General features: G+C 50.4%; 17 protein-coding genes. 13 read left to right on the top strand and 4 right to left on the bottom strand.

Going from position 1 to position 19,804, the window contains the following annotated elements; all coding sequences use genetic code 11:
• Window positions 1-73: 73 nt before the first annotated feature.
• A complete protein-coding gene (locus tag MEALZ_RS14795) occupies window positions 74-478 on the bottom strand; it encodes a hypothetical protein (protein WP_014149459.1) in 405 nt (134 codons plus the stop codon).
• Window positions 479-925: 447 nt separating this feature from the next.
• Between MEALZ_RS14795 and MEALZ_RS14790 the strand changes: the two genes are divergently transcribed.
• Window positions 926-1,909, top strand: a complete 984-nt coding sequence (locus MEALZ_RS14790; protein WP_014149458.1) for a hydrolase — start codon at window positions 926-928, stop codon at window positions 1,907-1,909.
• 119 nt (window positions 1,910-2,028) lie between these two features.
• Complete coding sequence (gene gloB / locus MEALZ_RS14785) at window positions 2,029-2,793, top strand: hydroxyacylglutathione hydrolase (protein WP_014149457.1); 765 nt, start codon at window positions 2,029-2,031, stop codon at window positions 2,791-2,793.
• 8 nt (window positions 2,794-2,801) lie between these two features.
• Here the strand turns inward: gloB and MEALZ_RS14780 are convergent, their stop codons facing one another.
• Window positions 2,802-3,392, bottom strand: coding sequence for a Uma2 family endonuclease (locus MEALZ_RS14780; protein WP_014149456.1), 591 nt, complete (start codon window positions 3,390-3,392; stop codon window positions 2,802-2,804).
• Between the two features lie 165 nt (window positions 3,393-3,557).
• Between MEALZ_RS14780 and MEALZ_RS14775 the strand changes: the two genes are divergently transcribed.
• The 11 genes from MEALZ_RS14775 (at window position 3,558) to MEALZ_RS14725 (ending at window position 17,549) form a co-directional block, all read left to right on the top strand.
• Window positions 3,558-4,568: an isocitrate/isopropylmalate dehydrogenase family protein gene (locus MEALZ_RS14775; RefSeq protein WP_014149455.1), complete on the top strand. Its 1,011-nt coding sequence runs from the start codon at window positions 3,558-3,560 to the stop codon at window positions 4,566-4,568.
• Between the two features lie 565 nt (window positions 4,569-5,133).
• Window positions 5,134-7,704, top strand: a complete 2,571-nt coding sequence (gene acnB, locus MEALZ_RS14770; protein WP_014149454.1) for a bifunctional aconitate hydratase 2/2-methylisocitrate dehydratase — start codon at window positions 5,134-5,136, stop codon at window positions 7,702-7,704.
• A gap of 203 nt (window positions 7,705-7,907) precedes the next feature.
• A complete protein-coding gene (locus tag MEALZ_RS14765) occupies window positions 7,908-9,215 on the top strand; it encodes a citrate synthase (RefSeq protein WP_014149453.1) in 1,308 nt (435 codons plus the stop codon).
• Between the two features lie 1,217 nt (window positions 9,216-10,432).
• Complete coding sequence (locus tag MEALZ_RS14760) at window positions 10,433-11,698, top strand: sulfite exporter TauE/SafE family protein (protein ID WP_014149452.1); 1,266 nt, start codon at window positions 10,433-10,435, stop codon at window positions 11,696-11,698.
• Between the two features lie 510 nt (window positions 11,699-12,208).
• Window positions 12,209-12,991, top strand: coding sequence for a DUF3450 domain-containing protein (locus tag MEALZ_RS14755; protein WP_223842313.1), 783 nt, complete (start codon window positions 12,209-12,211; stop codon window positions 12,989-12,991).
• Window positions 12,988-14,331, top strand: a complete 1,344-nt coding sequence (locus MEALZ_RS14750; protein WP_014149450.1) for a MotA/TolQ/ExbB proton channel family protein — start codon at window positions 12,988-12,990, stop codon at window positions 14,329-14,331. The genes MEALZ_RS14755 and MEALZ_RS14750 overlap by 4 nt, the downstream gene beginning before the upstream one ends.
• Before the next feature lie 5 nt (window positions 14,332-14,336).
• On the top strand, window positions 14,337-14,837 hold the full coding sequence (locus MEALZ_RS14745) for a MotA/TolQ/ExbB proton channel family protein (protein WP_014149449.1): 501 nt from the start codon (window positions 14,337-14,339) through the stop codon (window positions 14,835-14,837).
• A gap of 13 nt (window positions 14,838-14,850) precedes the next feature.
• Window positions 14,851-15,258, top strand: a complete 408-nt coding sequence (locus MEALZ_RS14740; protein WP_014149448.1) for an ExbD/TolR family protein — start codon at window positions 14,851-14,853, stop codon at window positions 15,256-15,258.
• A complete protein-coding gene (locus MEALZ_RS14735; protein WP_014149447.1) occupies window positions 15,255-15,968 on the top strand; it encodes an energy transducer TonB in 714 nt (237 codons plus the stop codon). Before MEALZ_RS14740 ends, MEALZ_RS14735 begins: the two co-directional genes overlap by 4 nt.
• Window positions 15,968-17,233 (top strand): tetratricopeptide repeat protein, encoded by a 1,266-nt coding sequence (locus MEALZ_RS14730; protein WP_014149446.1) that lies wholly within the window; start codon window positions 15,968-15,970, stop codon window positions 17,231-17,233. Before MEALZ_RS14735 ends, MEALZ_RS14730 begins: the two co-directional genes overlap by 1 nt.
• Complete coding sequence (locus tag MEALZ_RS14725; RefSeq protein WP_162531689.1) at window positions 17,199-17,549, top strand: hypothetical protein; 351 nt, start codon at window positions 17,199-17,201, stop codon at window positions 17,547-17,549. The genes MEALZ_RS14730 and MEALZ_RS14725 overlap by 35 nt, the downstream gene beginning before the upstream one ends.
• 260 nt (window positions 17,550-17,809) lie before the next feature.
• Here the strand turns inward: MEALZ_RS14725 and MEALZ_RS14720 are convergent, their stop codons facing one another.
• Together MEALZ_RS14720 and MEALZ_RS14715 are read right to left on the bottom strand one after the other, a co-directional pair.
• Entirely contained in the window at window positions 17,810-19,066 is a 1,257-nt protein-coding gene (locus MEALZ_RS14720) for an ABC transporter permease (protein ID WP_014149445.1), read from the bottom strand.
• Window positions 19,063-19,752: an ABC transporter ATP-binding protein gene (locus tag MEALZ_RS14715; RefSeq protein WP_014149444.1), complete on the bottom strand. Its 690-nt coding sequence runs from the start codon at window positions 19,750-19,752 to the stop codon at window positions 19,063-19,065. The genes MEALZ_RS14720 and MEALZ_RS14715 overlap by 4 nt, the downstream gene beginning before the upstream one ends.
• Between the last annotated feature and the right edge of the window lie 52 nt (window positions 19,753-19,804).

The raw sequence follows: 19,804 nt of genomic DNA, 5'->3' as shown, positions 1-19,804 counted from the left end.
CCACCAACCCCCCCTTCCGACAGTTGTCTAAGTTATTTCATGCTCGCCCCTAACTTAATTTCATGCATGGCCCTTATCGATTGTCGCAAACGTGACGGCTTGAAGTTTCCGAGTTGCCATAATCTTCGGATTCGGTGACTATTTTAGGCAACATATCTGCCATGCCTTCTCCGCATTTTTTCATCGCTTGAATTGCCGGGTCGTTTGCCATCTCAAGAGCAAAGGCCATTGCTTTGCTTTGCGCTTGGTCGCGATTGCCGGCGCGGCACAGTGCCGTTATTTCGGCATCGATCGATTGGCCGCGTTCGGAAAGCCGTTCCATCGCTGAAGAATCAATCTGACCGAAACATTTCTGCATCTTAAGGCCCTGTTGCATCATTTGCTGCATTTGCGCTTCGGTCATATTACCGAATTGAGCATGGCTCGATATCGGCATTAATGCGAATGTCGCAAGATAAATTAGTGTTTTTTTAATCATGGTATAACCTTTTTTTGTTGAGTTTTCCGTTTATTGTGAAAGTTCGTAGATTGAGACTCTTCATCTAATTTTTCGATATGCAACACAATTCCGGTTTCGAAGAGGGTGCGGTTGCTCGATCGGCAGGCGTCGGCGGCAGGGCAGATTTTTGCTCCATGCAAAATCTGCATTCATGCCATCCCTGGCAATCAGATAGCCGTCGTCGAGCCTACATGGACGTATTCACGGCGTCCTGTCGGGCGAGTGACCGCACCCTCCGCCACGCCTCGCACTTTCATTTGCCGGGGCGATGGCCAGACCTTCATGATCGTTACGATGAGAAAACATAGTCATGGATTGGAGTTAAGTCAAAATTAGGTTTTCGTGCTTCGGGAGAATTTTACGAAAATGGATGATAACATTACAGCAACCAAGTTCGGTATTTGATTGCTTTATACTCTTGTTTTCATGACCTACCAACCTCCGTGGTGGCTAAAGACCGCCCATTTGCAAACCGTATATCCGGCTTTGCTCAGAAAGCCGGCAATAACTCTAAACATCAGACGCGAGAGGCTTACGACGCCGGATAACGATTTCATCGACATCGATTTTTGCGGAGAAGGCCGCAGCCCTTTGGTCATACTATTACACGGACTGACCGGAAGTTCTCAATCGGGTTATATAAAGGGGTTGCAGTCCGTTTTTTGGCAACAAGGTTGGCGAAGTGCAGCGCTCAATTTTCGCGGATGTAGCGGCGAGCCGAATCAATTAGCTCGTTGTTATCATTCCGGCGATACCGAGGATATCGATTTCCTCTATCGAATCCTTCGCCAACGTGAGCCGGAGACCCCTTTGGCGGCAGTCGGATTCTCGTTGGGCGGTAATGTCTTGCTAAAATGGTTGGGCGAACAGTGTAGTAACGTGACGCTCTCGGCAGCGGTTGCCGTATCGGTGCCTTTGGTCTTGAATATTTGCGCGACAAAATTAGATAGCGGATTTTCTAAAATTTACCGCGACCGCTTATTAGTGGAGTTGAAGGAATATCTCGATACGAAACTAAACTATTTAATCGGCATCGGGCATCATGAAGAGGCCGACAAAATTCAACGCTTGGGCGATTTATCCTCGGTAAAATCGTTTTGGCAATATGACGATCGGGTTGTGGCCAGGCTGCATGGATTCGAGGATGTTCATGATTATTACCGGCGCTCGAGTTCGAAGCAGTATCTTAAAGCTATTCGGGTGCCGACCTTATTGATTCAAGCATTCGACGATCCTTTCATGACGCCGGCTGTGTTGCCTACTCCTGACGAATTATCGCCGAACGTGATCTTGGAAGTCACGCCCGGAGGAGGGCATGTGGGCTTTGTGGAAGGTCGTAACCCTCTAAAACCTAAGTATTGGCTTGAGCGGCGCATCCCGCGTTTTATAGCCGAACAAGGTTTCTCTTAGAGTTTGGTTGCCAATAACTTCCCTATATTTGATGTCGGGCAACCGAACCCACGACAAAGCTCATAGCTCCAGGAAGTTATACTTCGCGCGAAATCCTAATCAATTTAGAGGTTTATACCATGTTGACGGTTATTCAAATCCCGGTCTTGAACGACAATTATATCTACCTGGCAAAAGACGTTGAGTCCGGATTAACGGCGGTGGTCGATCCTGCTGTTGCAGGACCAGTGCTGGATACCCTTGCCGAACAGGGTTGGCGGCTCGATTTTATTTTAAACACACATCATCATGGCGATCATGTCGGTGGGAACCTCGAGCTCAAGAAGCAGACCGGGTGCCGGATTGTCGGTGCGAAAGCGGATAAACATCGTATTCCGGGAATCGATATCGAATTGTCCGATGGCGGTCATTTTCATTTAGGAAGCACCGTTTTCCAAATAATCGAAACGCCGGGACATACTTTAGGTCATATCGTTTATTATTCGACCGAGGACGGCATTTTGTTTTGCGGCGATACCTTGTTTGCGATGGGCTGCGGGCGTTTGTTCGAAGGCACCGCCGAACAAATGTGGCATTCCTTGCAAAAGATAAGAGCATTGCCTTCTACGACACGCGTTTATTGTGCGCATGAATATACGTTGAATAACGGCCGTTTTGCATTGACGGTCGAACCCGATAATGCCGCGTTGCAACAAAGAATGGCCGACGTTCGACGTATGAGAGAGTCGGACCAACCGACCGTTCCTTTTTCGATCGATGATGAAGTGGCAACCAATCCTTTTTTTAGAGCGGATGTCGAAGCTTTGAAGACGGCTATCGCAATGGAAACACTACCGCCTCTGGCGGTATTTACGGAATTGAGATCGAGAAAAGACGTGTTTTGACGTCTGGGTCAATATTCGGTCGGTAAGCGTGCCGCCAATTCGTCCCACTCTATGACGACTTCCGGCAAGCTCCTCGATGATGTAGCGCCTTGCAATTCGAATATTTCCGGTTTTCCGTATTTACCGTCGCATAAGCGGTAAACGGTCAATATCCGGTCGATCGGGTGAACTAGCCAATATTCTTTGACGCCAGAGCGTTCGTAGAGGCTTAATTTCCGGATTTGGTCGTGGCCGGCAGTGGACGGCGACAAGACTTCGATGATCCAGTCCGGCGGCCCGAGTACGCCGCGGCGATCCAATTTGGCGGTATCGCACACGACGAACACGTCCGGTTGCACGACAGTGTCGATACGCTCGTCGGCTTCGTCATGTTTCGGCAAACGCACATCGACCGGTGCGATGAAGGGCCGGCAATTTTTACCTTCTAAGCTATTTGCAATTTGACGGTAAATTTCTCCGGCAATATCCTGATGGGCCAAGTCTGGCGCGGGAGCCATCATAAACGCCTCGCCGTCGATTAGCTCGTAGCGTTGTTCCGTTTGCCAATTGACATAATCGGCATAACTAAAATGATCGGATTTCTTTATTGCTAAATTCATCGGCTTTCTGTTGAAGGCAGGTTTAGTCCGGTTGTCGATTTTATGGTCTTTCGTAGAGTTAATGCCGGATTTCGGAATATCCGTTTTTAGTAAGTACCCGGCTTGATGTATAGTTATACCTCAAAATCTTCTCATTACTGTGATTTTTTTAAATGGAGATAACAAATGCATAATGTCACTTTGATTAAAGGTGATGGTATCGGTCCTTCCATTATGGACCAAGCGGTTAAAATCATCGATGCTTCCGGCGCCAAAATTCATTGGGAAGAAGCCGATGCCGGCATGGCCGCGTTTAATAAATTCGGCACACCGATTCCCGATGCGACACTTGAGTCGATCGATAGAAACCGAGTGGCTTTTAAGGGACCTTTGACAACAGCGGTCAGCGAAGGCTTTAGAAGCATCAATGTCGAATTACGTAAGAAATACGATCTTTATGCGAATGTGCGTCCGGCGAAAAGTTGGGCCGGCGTACAGACCCGTTACAGCGATATCGATATCGTGATCGTTAGGGAAAATACCGAAGGATTGTATGCCGGACTCGAGCATTATCTCACCAGCAAAAGAGACATAGCCGAAAGTCTGGCCGTCGTAACCCGCCATGGTTCCGAGCGTATCGTCGACTATGCATTCAAATACGCGCGGGACAATAACCGCAAGAAAGTTACGGTCTGTCATAAAGCCAATATTTTGAAATATACGCAAGGCCTGTTCTTGGAAACGGCAAAGGAAGTCGCCGCGCGTTATCCCGATATCGAATTCGATAGCAAGATCATTGATGCAACTTGCATGCACATGGTCATGAATCCCCAGCAATTCGATGTGGTAGTCACGACCAATATGTTCGGCGATATCTTGTCCGATTTGACCGCCGGCTTAGTCGGCGGTCTCGGTTTGATTCCGGGGGCTAACATCGGTGCCGATGCAGCCTTGTTCGAAGCAGTTCACGGTAGCGCGCCGGATATTGCCGATAAGAATATCGCAAATCCGACGGCCGTGATCATGGCAGGAGTCATGATGTTGGATCACTTGCATGAACATGAGGCGGCTAACAAAGTTAAAACGGCTTTGGAGAAAGTCATTGCCGAAGGCAAATATGTCACACCTGATCTGAATTCCAATGCCGGTGTCGGCACCGATGTCATGGGGCAGGCGATCATCGACGCGATGGCATAAACCTTAATCGCAAGTCGGACTAATCCTGAAACAACAGAAATTCCCAATTTGGAGATCGAAAAGGGTGTGGGGTATGCTTGGCGAGGATGTCGGCAGCGGGACAGATTTTTGCTCCTGCAAAATCTGCATTCACGCCATCCTTGGCGCTTAGCTGCCGCCAAGCCCCCATGGATGGGTTTTCGGCGTTCCTCGACAGGCATACCCCACACCCTAAAATCGGCGAAACTGCTCAAACTGGGAATTGCTGCTGAAACAAGGATCGTTGATAGATGATGCCGAGGGCTTTTGAGTCAAGATTATGGTCGGCGTTGGGTTGCAAAAAATCATCCAACCCAATCCTCATTTATACCTATCGCACTTCAAGTTTCGGCATTAGCGTATGGAGGTGCCGGGGTGTTCGGCAAGGGCTTTGACAGCATGGATACTGTTATAGAGCCTACATGGACGTATTCACGGCGTCCTTTGACGGGCACCCCGGCGCCGAAATTTGACTAGTAAAGGTTATTCGATCACTTATACGAATAGCCCTGCCGTTTACCAAATTAACTGATTTTAAGGTTTCACTATGTTGCAAGAATACCGTAAACATGTCGAGGAACGGGCTGCCGAAGGCGTCGTTCCCAAACCGTTGAATGCCGAGCAAGTATCTAACCTTGTTGAATTGATTAAAAACCCACCAGTCGGCGAAGAGGGTTTTTTGCTGGATTTATTGATCAACCGAATTCCAGCCGGCGTTGACGAAGCGGCCTATGTCAAGGCCGGATTGTTGACGGCTATTGCGAAAGGTGAGGCGACGTCACCGATATTAACTAGGGAAAAAGCTGTTGAACTACTGGGCACGATGCTCGGCGGCTACAATGTCGCACCGTTGATCGAATTGCTCGATAACACCGAACTGGCGCCGATTGCCGCAAAAGGGCTTTCGCATACCCTATTGGTTTTCGATGCCTTCCACGATGTCAAGGAAAAAGCCGATGCCGGTAATGCCTTCGCGAAACAGGTATTGAATTCTTGGGCCGAAGCCGAATGGTTCACTAGCAAACCCGAAGTCCCCGAAAAACTGACTGTGACCGTGTTCAAGGTCGTCGGAGAAACCAATACCGATGACTTGTCGCCAGCGCCCGACGCCTGGTCGCGTCCCGATATTCCTCTGCATGCCAAGGCGATGCTGAAAATGCCGCGCGAAGGCATCACCCATGCCGAGCAGCAGATCGAGGAATTGAAGCAAAAAGGTTTTCCGGTCGCTTATGTCGGCGATGTCGTGGGTACCGGATCGTCGCGTAAATCGGCGACGAACTCGGTATTATGGTTTACCGGCCGCGACATTCCTTACGTGCCGAACAAGCGTGAAGGCGGCGTCTGTATAGGCGGCAAAATCGCTCCGATCTTCTTCAACACGATGGAAGATTCCGGAGCACTACCCTTCGAGTGCGATGTCAGCAACATGAACATGGGCGATGTGATCGACATCTATCCTTATCAAGGCGTGGTTAAACGGCATGATAGCGAAAAGGTCATTGCTGAGTTTTCATTGAAAACCGAAGTGATACTCGACGAAGTTCGGGCGGGCGGGCGGATTCCTTTGATTATTGGTCGCGGCTTGACTGATCGCGCGCGTAAGGCTTTGGATTTGCCGCCATCGACTGTATTCAAACGCCCGGTCGATCCTGCCGATTCGGGCAAAGGCTTTACGCTCGCTCAAAAAATCGTCGGCAAAGCTTGCGGCGTTAAGGGTATCAGGCCGGAAAATTACTGCGAACCGCATATGACGACGGTGGGTTCGCAGGATACTACTGGGCCGATGACGCGAGACGAATTGAAAGATTTAGCTTGTCTCGGTTTTTCGGCCGATCTGGTTCTGCAATCGTTTTGCCATACCGCGGCCTATCCGAAACCGGTCGACGTCGAAATGCAGCATACCTTGCCCGATTTCATCATGAATCGCGGCGGCGTGTCATTGCGGCCCGGCGACGGCATCATTCATTCCTGGTTGAATCGCATGCTGCTGCCCGATACAGTGGGAACCGGCGGCGATTCGCATACGCGTTTCCCGATCGGCATTTCGTTCCCGGCCGGCTCTGGTTTGGTTGCGTTCGCGGCAGCGACCGGCGTGATGCCGCTCGATATGCCCGAGTCGGTGCTGGTGCGTTTTACCGGAAAAATGCAGCCCGGCATCACGCTGCGCGACTTGGTCAATGCGATTCCGTATGCGGCGATTCAAAAAGGTTTGTTGACGGTCGAAAAGAAAGGCAAGCAAAACGTCTTTTCGGGCCGGATTCTCGAAATCGAAGGTTTGCCTGAGTTGAAGGTGGAACAGGCATTCGAATTGTCGGATGCATCTGCCGAGCGTTCGGCCGGCGGCTGCACGATTCGCCTGAGCGAAGCACCGATCCGCGAATATCTGAATTCGAATATCACGCTGCTCAAATGGATGTTGTCGGAAGGCTACGGCGATGCGCGCACGATCGGTCGCCGCATCAAGGCGATGGAAGAGTGGCTGGCAAATCCCGTGTTGCTCGAGCCCGATGCCGATGCCGAATATTTCGAAACGATCGAAATCGATATGACCGAAATCAAGGAACCGCTGCTCGCATGTCCGAACGATCCGGACGATGTCAAGCCGTTGTCGGAAGTCGCCGGCACTAAAATCGACGAGGTGTTTGTCGGTTCTTGCATGACCAATATCGGCCATTTCCGTGCGGCCGGTAAATTACTCGATAAGCATAAGGAGCAATTACCGACCAAGCTCTGGATGTCGCCGCCGACTAAAATGGATCAGTCGCAGCTGACCGAGGAAGGTTATTACGGTATCTTCGGCCGTTCCGGTGCGCGTATGGAAATGCCGGGCTGTTCGCTGTGCATGGGTAATCAGGCGCGAGTCGCCGATAACGCAACCGTCGTATCGACATCGACTCGGAACTTCCCGAACCGCTTGGGTAACGGCGCGAATGTGTTTCTGGCATCGGCCGAATTAGCGGCAGTATGTTCGATTCTCGGCAAGATTCCGACCATGGATGAGTACATGCAATACGCGCAAACGATCGACGAAACTGCGGATGATACCTATCGGTACTTGAATTTCGATCGGCTTGACAGCTACCGGGAAAAAGCTGAAGCGGTTGAATTGAGCGATTAAGTTTTGATTAGGATTTGGTCTAAAATTACTTCCTCCAAATGGTTTTCACGCCCTGCGTGGGAGCACGGGTAGGGACGCTCCGGCGTCCTGAATCGCTCTGCGATGTCAGTGCATTGGTTCTCCTTGGCTCGACATTTATATCGAGCCTTTATACTCACAGATTCTTTGTTAAAACCGACAAGGAAAATTAACAGGCGATCATCATGTCAAAAGATACCTTAACAATTACAGACAATTCGACCGGAAACGAAGTCGAATATCCATTGCTGAAAGGTACCCTCGGAAACCCTACCGTCGATGTTAGAACATTGAAAAACGATCTGGGTTATTTTACGTTCGACCCCGGTTTTGTATCGACTGCAAGTTGTAAAAGTGCAATTACTTACATCGATGGAGAGCAAGGCATTTTGTTGTATCGCGGTTATCCCATTGAGGAATTGGCTGAAAACTGCAGCTTTTTGGAAGTGGCTTATTTATTGATTCATGGTGATTTGCCTAACGAACAAGAACTCAATCATTTTAAATTCGAAATTGATGACAGAGCCGTATTACACGAGTCTCTGCGCGTTTTTTTCGACGGATTTCATTACGATGCCCATCCTATGGCGATGATGGTTGGTGTCGTCGGTTCGTTATCGGCGTTCTATCATAGCGATTTGGATATTTCTGATCCGGATAATCGCTACATTTGCGCGACCCGAATGATTGCAAAGATTCCTGCCATTGCTGCTGCTTGTTACAGGCATTCAATCGGCGCGCCGTTCGTTTATCCCCGTGTCGATTTGGATTATTGTGAGAATTTTTTGAATATGATGTTCTCGCGCCCAGAAAAACGTTTTTTAGAACAAGCGCGTTCGATTGATGAAACTGCGGTCAAGGCATTGAACCTATTGTTTATTTTGCATGCCGATCACGAACAAAATGCGAGCACGTCGACGGTCCGTCTGGCCGGAAGTACAGGCGCCAATCCTTATGCCTGTATAGCGGCCGGTATTGCCGCATTGTGGGGGCCCGCGCATGGTGGCGCGAATGAGGCGGTGTTGAGCATGCTTAAGGAAATCGGTACGGTGGAGCGGATACCGGAATACATCGCCAAAGCAAAGGATAAGGATGATCCGTTCCGCTTGATGGGCTTCGGTCACCGTGTTTATAAAAATTTCGATCCGCGCGCGACGATCATTCGTCAAACTTGCCATGAGGTGTTGAGACAATCTTGCCAGCCCGACCCGCTTTTCGATTTGGCGATGGCATTGGAAGAATATGCCTTGCAAGATGATTATTTCATCGAGAAAAAACTCTATCCCAATGTCGATTTTTATTCCGGCATCATCTACAAAGCGCTAGGTATTCCAGTCGATATGTTTACTGTGATGTTCGCGATAGCACGCACTGCCGGATGGGTTGCGCATTGGCTGGAAATGACCGGAGATACCGGAAATGTTATTGGACGGCCGAGGCAATTATATGTCGGTCCTTCGCAGAGAGAGGTTATGCCCTTACATAGACGTTAGATTTTTTCTTATCGTTGGCAAAAATTTTAGCGGCATTGTCGAGCCATGAGTGACTTAGTCCATGTTTTGATAGGCTATGTTCGCGTTAATAGTTGATACCCATTTGAACTCAAAGTCAGCAGAAACCAAAGGATATTGCTCTAAATGACTTGTTTTTTCAATATTGAGCGAATTGTTGAAAGGAGGGTACGGTTGCTCGATTGACAGGTGTCGGCGGCAGGGGGAAAGCCGTCGTCAAGCCTGGACATATTTACCCCGCACCTAAATTATCTATGTAATCAATCATGGCCAATAGGCTATGGAATTTAGGTGCTGGGTTTACGGCGTCCTGTCAGGCGAGTAATCGTACCCTCTTGCACGCTCAGTGTATTAGAAAGCAATCATTGACTATTTCCTAAATGGTTTATTTAGTAGGAAAGGGAACCATTTTAACTGCTAAACCTTTCGCACTTCAAATTTCGGCAGTGTCAGAGGAGGCGCCTGGGTGTCCGACAAAGGCTTTGCCAGCATGGAGCTGGCATAGAGCCTACAGAGACGTATTCACCCAGCACCTAAATAAGCCATGATTTTGAATCATTGCCAAAGACCTATGGAATTTAGGTGCTGGGTTCACGGCGTCCTTTGGCGGACACCTAGGCACCGAATTTTGATCTACGACGGGTATAACGCGAACATAGCCTTTCCCAACCCCCCCCCGTTACTTCCATACGCTAATGCCCGAGACTTGAAATGCGAAAGATATAATGACTATCGGCGCATGCACGGTAATTGCGGCGCTCTTGTGTTCTCGAGTAATGTAATAAAGCAGGCATGGGAATTGCTTTAATAATGCCTGGGAAAACTGCCTGCGCTAGGTGAGGGAAAACCGAGAGAGTTAAGTGACAATAAATGTTATCGAGGTCTCATTGGCTAAGATTATCGTTCCCACGCTCCAGCGTGGGAATGCAGCCCTGGACGCTCCAGCGTCCAGTAAAGCTGTAGGATGAGTAGCAGCGAAGCGGAGATTCAATCCTCACGGTTAATCCTAAATTCGGCAGTTAGTCCACGAAAATCACGAACGTAATCATACGGTTACATAAATCCCTTGAGCTACCCATTGGGTGAGTAACTTGGAGAGTATAACTAATTGAATATTTTCGTGATTTTCGTGTGTTTCGTGGACAAAATGCTTTTTCTAGGTTAGTACGTATTTATTTTATTCAAGTCAACAACGGCTCATGAGTACAACAAACGAAACTTCCGCAAAACACTCGGTCATCACCGCAACAAAAAAAATTATTTACATAATCATTGCTTTGTCGGGCATCGGCCTCATTTTATGGTTGGATAGCTGGTTCATGAATCACGCCGACATGCCGAAGCTTGGTAGAGATATGAGTTACGGCTTGTTGTTTATCGTCGGTTTTCTCACCAGCTTTCATTGTGTCGGCATGTGCGGTCCGTTGATCATCGGTTACACGGCTAAAAGCACCGCGAACGGGTACAAGGCGCACGGGGCCCATATTCTATATGGGATAGGTAAAACGTTGTCGTATACCTCGATCGGCGCTTTGTTCGGCGCATTCGGAGCGGTTGTTGCCTTTACGCCTTACACGCAGGGGGCGGTTGGCGTCGCTGCCGGGGTTTTTTTGATACTGTTCGGTTTGCATATGCTGGATTGGTTTCCGTCGTTGAGTCACTTCCGTATCAAAACTCCCGGTTTTGTGATGCGCTTCATCGGTAAAGAATACCGTAAACACAGTAACCCGTTCATCATTGGTTTGTTGAACGGCTTGATGATCATCTGCGGTCCCTTGCAAGCGATGTATGTCATGGCGGCCGGCACCGGCAGTTGGACCGAAGGCGCGGTATTGTTGTTTTTTTTCGGCCTCGGCACACTGCCGTTGTTGATGGGATTCGGCTTTCTGACCAGTCTATTGTCGGTGAATCTAACGCCGAAATTATTGAAGGCATCCGGTGCGATCGTGATGGTCTTGGGTGCGATCATGTTGAATCGAGGCTTGGCGGTCACCGGTACCGGCATGGATTTCAATACGATGCTGGCGCGGGCGTCGCTGCATTTTTCACCGGTCGTTGCCGAGACTCAAGAACTCCCCTCCGAACAGATTATTCACATGGATGTGTTAAGAAGCGGTTATTCGCCGAATCAATTTACCTTGCGCAAAGGTATTCCGGTCAAATGGGTGATCGACAGTAAGGAATTGACGCCATGCAACAACGCGATCGTCGTGCCCCAATACGAATTGGAAATCAAGCTGCAGCAAGGCGAGCAAACGATTGAGTTTACGCCGCCGGAAAGCGGGGTGGTCCCGTGGAGTTGTTGGATGGGCATGATACCCGGAACGTTTATCGTCGTGGACCAGGCGGCTGCAGGAGCCGACCGGGGAAGGGTGCCGGCAATCTATGAGTCGCTTCGTCAGAATATGGCGTCGGTTTGGCATGAAGTCAAACAAATGTTTCAAGACGACGGGCAAAGCCAATAGTTGGGCGAAATGGCATTTATCAGCGTAGGTCAAAATTCGGCACCGGGGTGCCCGTCAAAGGACGCCGTGAACCCCCAGTACCTAAATTATCCAAGATGATTAACCATGGTCAATAGGCTATGGAATTTAGGTGCTGGGTGAATACATCCCTGTAGGCTCTATGCCAGCCCCATGCTGGCAAAGCCTTTGCCGAGCACCCCGGCGCCTCCTTAGGCACTGCCGAAATTTGAAGTGCTAAAGGTATATCTTCTGTTTTCTCAGGTTTAGGGGTAGATGAGCCGCTTCTTATTCAATTTAAAAATCGGCTCTATAGGATTCTCCATGGTAATATATAATGATAATCATTCGTAAAGACAGGGTGGATTTAAGAATCTGATAATAAAGTTATTTTTCATTTCCATAGTCATGTTAAAACACTTTTATGCCTTCTACCACGGGAAATACGGAAGAGCCTAAAAATCATCGACGAGATTCGTGTTCCGTAAAATAAATTTCAAGGTTATTCCTATTGTGAGTACATTTCGAATAATTAAACTTCGTCACGCGGCAATGCTGCTTGCCTGCTTACTGTTTTCTACATCGGTCGCCGCGCAACGAGCCGTCGATCAAGCCTTGCAGGAACAACTTTCCGCGCAGCAACAAGGCGCTCAAGTTCAAAAACGCATCGACAAACTGGACGATCAGACTCAAGCCATGTTTGACGAATATCGCAACGGAGCCGTCCGGCTGGAGGATTTATCGGCATACGTCGCACAGATGGAGCGATTGGTTGACGATCAAAAAGCCGAAATGCACAGAAAAGAAACCCAAATGCGCGATATCGTCGAAATGCAGCAGCAGATCGTGCCGTTTCTGCAGCGCATGATCGACGTGCTGGACGAATTCGTTAGCCTGGATTCACCTTTTTTGCCTGAAGAACGCTTGCAACGCCTGCAGCAATTAAAGCAAATGATGCACCGCTCCGATGTCTCAGTTACCGAAAAATATCGGCGTATCATGGAAGCCTACCGTGTCGAGGCCGAATACGGACATACCTTGGAGTCCTATCAAGGCGCCTTGAACGGCGAAGGCGAGCCTCGCTCGGTCGAGTTTTTACGGCTGGGCCGGGTCGGCTTGTATTATCTGACGCTCAAGGGCGACGAGGGCGGTTTCTGGATGCCGTCCGAACAAAAGTGGCTTGCGCTCGATGCCGCGCAACGGGATTCGCTCGAGAAGGCGATTCGTGTCGCGAAAAAGCAAACTCCGCCCGATTTGCTGATGCTGCCTGTCGTGGCGCCGGAGGTTAAGCCATGAAGCAGGTTAAATGGATTTTGGTTCTGTCGCTTTTTGGATTTCTAAGTCCGGTTTATGCCGTCTCGACCTTGGATGAGTTGGTTTCTAAAGTCCGCCGGGAGGCTGCCAAGGACATTCGTTTCGATCAAGAACGCGAACGTCGTTTCATTCAGGAGCGCGATCAGCAGCAAGCCAAGCTGAATAAACTGCGTAACGAATTGGCCGCCGCCGATCAAAAAGCAGAGAAACTGCGTAGCTCGTTTCAAGAGAACGAAAACAAGTTGGCCGAGATGGACGGGCAGATCGCTTCTCAAGCCGGCGAGTTGAACGAATTATTTGCGATGGTGCAGCAAAACGCCGCCGAAATCGGCTCGTTACTGGACCGTTCGATGATTTCGGCGCAATATCGGGATCGAGGCGAGTTTCTGAATAAGATCATTCAACGCGAATCGGCGGTGTCGATGGAAACCTTGCAAAGCCTTTGGCTAGTTTTGATCGATGAAATGCATGAAACCGGCAAGGTCAGTCGTTTTACCGGTCCTGTTATTACTTTGGACGGCGAGGAAAAACAGCAAGCGGTGACGCGTATCGGCGCGTTCAATGCCGTATCGGAAGGCAAGTTTCTGCGTTTCTTACCGGACGGGCATAAATTAGTCGAGCTCGCCCGGCAGCCCGCGCCGCGACATCAGCGCATGGCTTTCGAATTGGAACAAGCCCAGGAAGGGTGGCGCATGATGGCGGTCGATCCGTCGAAAGGCGCGATTTTAGCCTTGTTGGTGGAATCGCCCGATTTGATCGAGCGCATCAATCAGAGCGGCGCGATCGGTTATTTGATACTGGCGATCGGCGCCGCCGGCTTGTTGATCGTGTTGTGGCGCGGTGCGGTTTTGTCGATGGCGTGGCTGCGCATCAAAGGCCAATTGCTCAAGGACGAGAATCTCGACAATAATCCGTTGGGTAGACTCAGAAACAGCATCGTTTCGGTGCAGGCCAGAAGCAGCGAAATTCTAGCTGCGCGTCTCGATGAAGCGGTCGGCCAGGAAAGCAGTCGCTTGTTTTTCGGTTTGACGGCTCTGACGGTATTCGCCGCGGTGACGCCGCTGATGGGCTTGCTCGGCACCGTGATCGGTATGATCGAAACGTTTCAGTCGATTTCGTTATTCGGTACCGGCGATCCGAAATTGATGGCCGGCGGCATTTCTTATGCCTTGGTGACGACGCAGCTCGGTCTCGCGGTCGCGATTCCGTTATTGTTGTTGCAAAGTTTTTTGCATGCCCAGGCCAATCGTATCGTCGAAATTCTCGATCAACAAAGCACCCGATTGTTCGAACAATACGAGCAACCGGCAGCCGGGCTTTAAAGACTATGGAAAAGGTGCTGAGTTTTTTCGATCAAGGCGGCGGATTGCTTTGGGCGATTCTCGTGGTATCGGTGTTGATGTGGACGTTGATATTGGAACGGTACTGGTTTTTTTATTTTCAATTGCCGCGTTTGCAGGCCGAATTATTGGATTATTGGCGAAATCGTTCGGCTTCGCGGCATTTTTGCCAGCAACGCTTGAAGGAAGGCTTGGCTTCGCAATATTTTTCGCAAGTGTTGCGCGGACTCAAGACGGTTGACATATTGACGCAAATCTTGCCGTTACTCGGGCTGCTTGGGACCGTGTCGGGGATGATCAAGGTTTTCGAAGTGATCAATGCGTTCGGCGCCGGCAATGCGCGCGGCATGGCCGCCGGCATATCGGAAGCGCTGATCACGACGATGGCGGGCTTGATTACGGCCTTGTCGGGTTTGTTCTTCGCCGCCAATCTCGAATCCCGCGCCAGACGCGCGCGCGAGAAATTTACTTCCCAATTAACCGAATGATGAGATTACGCTAATGCAACGTCAACATACTCGCCAGCCGAGTTTCGGAGCCGGGCTCAATGTGACGCCGTTGATCGATATGGTGTTCATTCTATTGATTTTTTTTGTGGTCAATTCGTCGTTTGTCAAGGAAACCGGCGTCGAGGTCGACCGCCCGACGGCGCAGACCGCCGAACGCCAGGATCAGGCGGGCATTTTGATCGCCGTAACCAAAGACGGCGAAGTCTGGATCGAACAACAACAAGTCGACGTGCGAGCGGTGCGCGGTCATGTCGAACGCTTGCACGCCGAATCTCCCGAAGCCTCGGCGTTAATATTGGCCGATAAGCGCTCGGAAACCGGAATCGTCATGCAAGTCTTGGATCAGGCAAGGCTAGCCGGAATCGCCCGCGTCGCGGTGGCCGCAAGCGAAGAGTTATGAGACTGGCGCTGACATTCACGGCTGCATCGGCGATCAACTTGCTGCTGTTTTGGATCATGATCCAATTGGTTACCGCCGAACAAGACAAGCAATGGATTCGAACCACCGATTCGGCATTTTTCGACTTTATTCGGCAAAGGCCGGAGCCGGAGGCGCTTTCGCGTTCGCCAAGAAAAACGCCGCCGAAACCCGAGCCGCAAAAACCGGAAACCTTCTCCGAGCCAATGCCTCAGCAAAGTTCTCCGGCTGCTGATTTGCGGGCTTTACCCTTGCAGGTGCCGGCATTGAGAGTCGATGTGCCTGCAAGTCCTCGGATGAATGTTTCGGGCCCGACCCTGCCGGCCGTGATCAGCGGCGGACAAAGCAAGACGGGCAAGCTCGGAACTGTCCCGGGAACCGGGCGCGGTTCCGCTCCGGTTGCACCGTCTTTCATCATGGCCGATGAGTTGACGGCAATATCTCGTGTTCAACCTAACTATCCTGATCGATTACGTTTTCGCCGAGTCGAGGGCGAAGTTCTCATTGAATTTACGGTAACGACCGAAGGGGCCGTGACCGATCCGGTCGTAATTCACAGTAAGCCTTCCGGTGCTTTCGACCGGGCTGCATTACAAGCGGTTCGGCGCTGGCGTTTTCAGCCGCGTCGAGATGAGCAAGGTAATTCTGTGTCGGTACGCGCTCGGCAACTTTTTGCATTCACGTTAAATTAATGAATAAACAAACTTACTTTCGATTGCTTAGGACCGGTTTTTTAGTTGGGTTGACTCTGTTTAGTGCGCTGGCGGTTCAGGCCCAGGAAAAGGCTGTTAGCGAAGAAACTTTCAAGGTCCTTAAGGAGGCCGATGAGGCTTTGCGTAAAGGGCAATCCGAGCAAGCCTTGCGTCAGTTGAGAACAATCCAAAGCCAGGTTGCCGGCAAGCCTTACGACCATGCGGTCGTTCAGCAATATCTAGCTTATGCCTATTCCGGAGCGAACGATTTTCGCGGTGCCAGGCAAGCCGCTAACGCGGCCCTAAACAGTAAACTGCTCGATGCCGATGCGGAGCATGGACTTCGTAACATTGCCGGTCAAGCGGCTTTTCATTTGGAAGCCTATCGGGAGAGCGTGACGCATTTGGACCAGTGGCTGCAAAGAGAGCCGAGAGCCGATGCGGATATTTATTATATGGTGGCCTATGCCGCCTATCGTGCGAACATGTCCCGTTCGGCAACCCGTCATTTGGAAAGAGCCGTGGCGCTAAAAAAGTCGCCGCCGGCCGAGTGGATTCAATTATTGTTGTCGCTTTATGTCGAAAGCAAAGACTATTCGAAAGCCGAACCGCTTGTTAAGCGCTTGATCGCCGATTCGCCCAATAAACGTGAATGGTGGCGTTATTTAAGCGGTCTCTACGCCCAACAAAATCGCCATGACCGGGCGATATCCACGATGATGCTTGCGTATTATATCGGTGAAGTCCGGCAAGAAGACGTTTTGAATTTAGTGAAATTCCATGCACAACAAGGTTATCCGTCTAAGGCGGCTCGATTGCTGGAAACGGAAATCGAGAATAAGCGGGTTCCTCGCAATTATGAAAACTTAAAGCTGTTATTCGGTTGCTGGCAATTGGCGCGAGAACACAATAGGGCACGACGAGTTTTGACCGAGGCGGCGGCGATCTCTCCAAATGGTGAAGATTATCTGTTATCCGGGCGTATCGCGATGCAACGCGGCGATTGGACAATCGCCAAGCAGGAGTTTCAAAAAAGCTTGCAGAGAGGCGGACTGAAGCGCAAGGCGCATGCGCGTTTGTGGCTGGGTATCGCGGCCCTCAAGTCTCAAGATGAAACGCTGGCTCGTCAATCGTTGGAAGCGGTGCTGAATGTGGCCGATGTCAAGCAAGAAGCGGCGTATTGGTTAAAGCGAATGGAGCGTGGAAAAAAACGGCATAAACATCATAAACATGATAGACATGGAGAGGGGTTGGGGGAGTCTTGAATTAGGGGAAAGAGGAAAGAGGAAAGGGGAAAGAGGAAAGAGGAAAGGGGAAAGAGGAAAGAGGAAAGAGGAAAGAGGAAAGAGGAAAGAGGAAAGAGGAAAGAGGAAAGAGGAAAGAGGAAAGAGGAAAGAGGAAAGAGGAAAGAGGAAAGAGGAAAGAGGAAAGAGGAAAGAGGAAAGAGGAAAGAGGAAAGAGGAAAGAGGAAAGAGGAAAGAGGAAAGAGGAAAGAGGAAAGAGGAAAGAGGAAAGAGGAAAGAGGAAAGAGGAAAGAGGAAAGAGGAAAGAGGAAAGAGGAAAGAGGAAATTAGGGCTTGACAAATGGATTAAATGCCGCATCATTTCACCGCTCACCGCTCACCGCTCACCGCTCACCGCTCACCGCTCACCGCTCACCGCTCACCGCTCACCGCTCACCGCTCACCGCTCACCGCTCACCGCTCACCGCTCACCGCTCACCGCTCACCGCTCACCGCTCACCGCTCACCGCTCACCGCTCACCGCTCACCGCTCACCGCTCACCGCTCACCGCTCACCGCTCACCGCTCACCGCTCACCGCTCACCGCTCACCGCTTAGCTAAGTTCTAACAACCAAGCCGCTGCCCAGCGAATTGCGATACGCTGAAATCGACGGTAGCAATGCCAGTGAGAACGAGACCGCTAAAATTCCAAGTAAATATTGGAAAGTAAGCGGCGTAAACGGATTGATGCCGATGAACAGGCCGTATTGTTCGCTGAGTTCCGCGCGAGTAGTCAATAGGGCAATGCAAAGGGCCGTGCTGCCGACTAGAATTCCGGTTACTGTGATAACCAATGCTTCGATTTCGATCAGAAAAAACAACGACCCGGCATGTGCACCGATTGCGCGCAGCACTGCCATTTCACGCTCGCGTTCTTTCATCGAGGCCAACAGCATCGTCGACAGCCCCATAAGCGTTGCAAACAAAACCAGTATCGAAATCAATTGCAGAATGTTTTCGAGCGCGCCTACCATTTGCCATAGTTCCATCAGCGTGATGCCCGGCATGATGCCGACTAGGGCCTCGTCTCGGTAGTTATTGATTTCCCGTTGCAGCGAAAACAGCGCGATTTTCGAGTTTAAACCGACCATGAAGGCGGTTATCGATTTCGGTGTTAAATCATGTTTGAGCGCGTCTTCGGCGCCAATCGAACGGCCCGGTATGCGCACGCCGCCTTGCCAATCGATATGTATCGCTTCGATGCCCGCCAAGCTAACATAAACCGCTTGGTCGACCGGCGTCCCGGTCGGGGCGAGAATGCCGGTCACAATAAACGGTTTGTCGTCGTGTTTGCTGAACCCGACTTTAGCGATGCCGTGCGCCAGCGTTATCGATTGGCCGGGTTGGTAGTCTAGCGTTTTGGCGACTTGTGCGCCGACTACCGCCTCGTAGACGCCATCGAAGGCGCGGCCCGATTTAAATGCCAGGTTTTGCTTTTGCCCATAATGAAAATGCTCGAAAAAATCCCGGCTGGTACCTACCACGCGATAGCCTTTATGCGAGTCGCCGAGCGAAATCGGAATACTCCAGGCCACTTCGGGTTTTTGCGAGAACTCCCGGTAGCTTTGCCAAGAGATATTGTTCGAAGCATTGCCGATATGAAATACCGAGTAAAGCAGCAAGTTCAAAGGGCCGGTGCGGGCGCCGACGATCAGATCCACGCCCGAGACCGTTTTACTGAAGCTGCTCTTGGCTTCGCTGCGAATATGTTCGACGCCCAGCAATAGAAAAACGCCGACCGCGATCGATAACACGGTCAGTGTTACGGTGAGTTTTCGGTTCCAAAGGCTGGCAATGGCCAGTTTTAAGATCATGCTTTCGTTTCTCCGGCTTGCATCAGATCATGTAGGCTGATTTCTTGGTCGAAATAGTGCCCCAGCGATTTATCATGACTGACAAAAATAACCGTGGTTCGATTCAGGGCGGCCGATTCGAGTAAAACGCGCATGAATTCATCGCGCGTATCGCTGTCCAAAGAAGAAGTCGGTTCGTCAGCGATAATCAATTCTGGATGGTTTATCAAGGCTCTGGCAACAGCGACGCGCTGCTGTTGGCCGACACTCAATTGACCGGCTTTGCGGGTAAGAATCGATCGATCGAGGCCCAAGCGTTGGGTCAAGACGCCGATATCATTATGATTAGCGTCATGGCGCTTGCCGAACTTGACGGCTAGATTGATGTTTGCCTCAACAGAAAGATAGGGCAATAGGTTAAACTGTTGAAAAATAACGCCGATATGGCGGGCACGGAAAAGGTCGCGGGCCATGCCGCCGATTTTCGTTAAGTCGGTGCCGAGCACTTTGATTTGCCCGCTTGTCGGAACGAGTATGCCGCTGATTAAGCTCAGTAAGGTTGATTTGCCGGAGCCCGATGCGCCGTGCAAAAAAATACGCCGGCCCGGTTCGACACGCCACTCGGCAATCTTCAATACCGGTGCATGGCGTTTATGCCAACTGAAAGAGACGTTTTGGAGATCGAGAGCATAGTCGAAATCTGTCATGCGGGTGCGAGAGTGTGTTGCTAAAAGCTATAATGTTACACGAAATCACTAT

Origin of the sequence: Methylotuvimicrobium alcaliphilum 20Z, assembly GCF_000968535.2 — a bacterium.
In the GTDB taxonomy this organism is placed as follows: domain Bacteria; phylum Pseudomonadota; class Gammaproteobacteria; order Methylococcales; family Methylomonadaceae; genus Methylotuvimicrobium; species Methylotuvimicrobium alcaliphilum.
The sequence above is the reverse complement of the archived record's forward strand: the minus strand, read 5'-3'. Positions and strand labels throughout refer to the sequence as shown.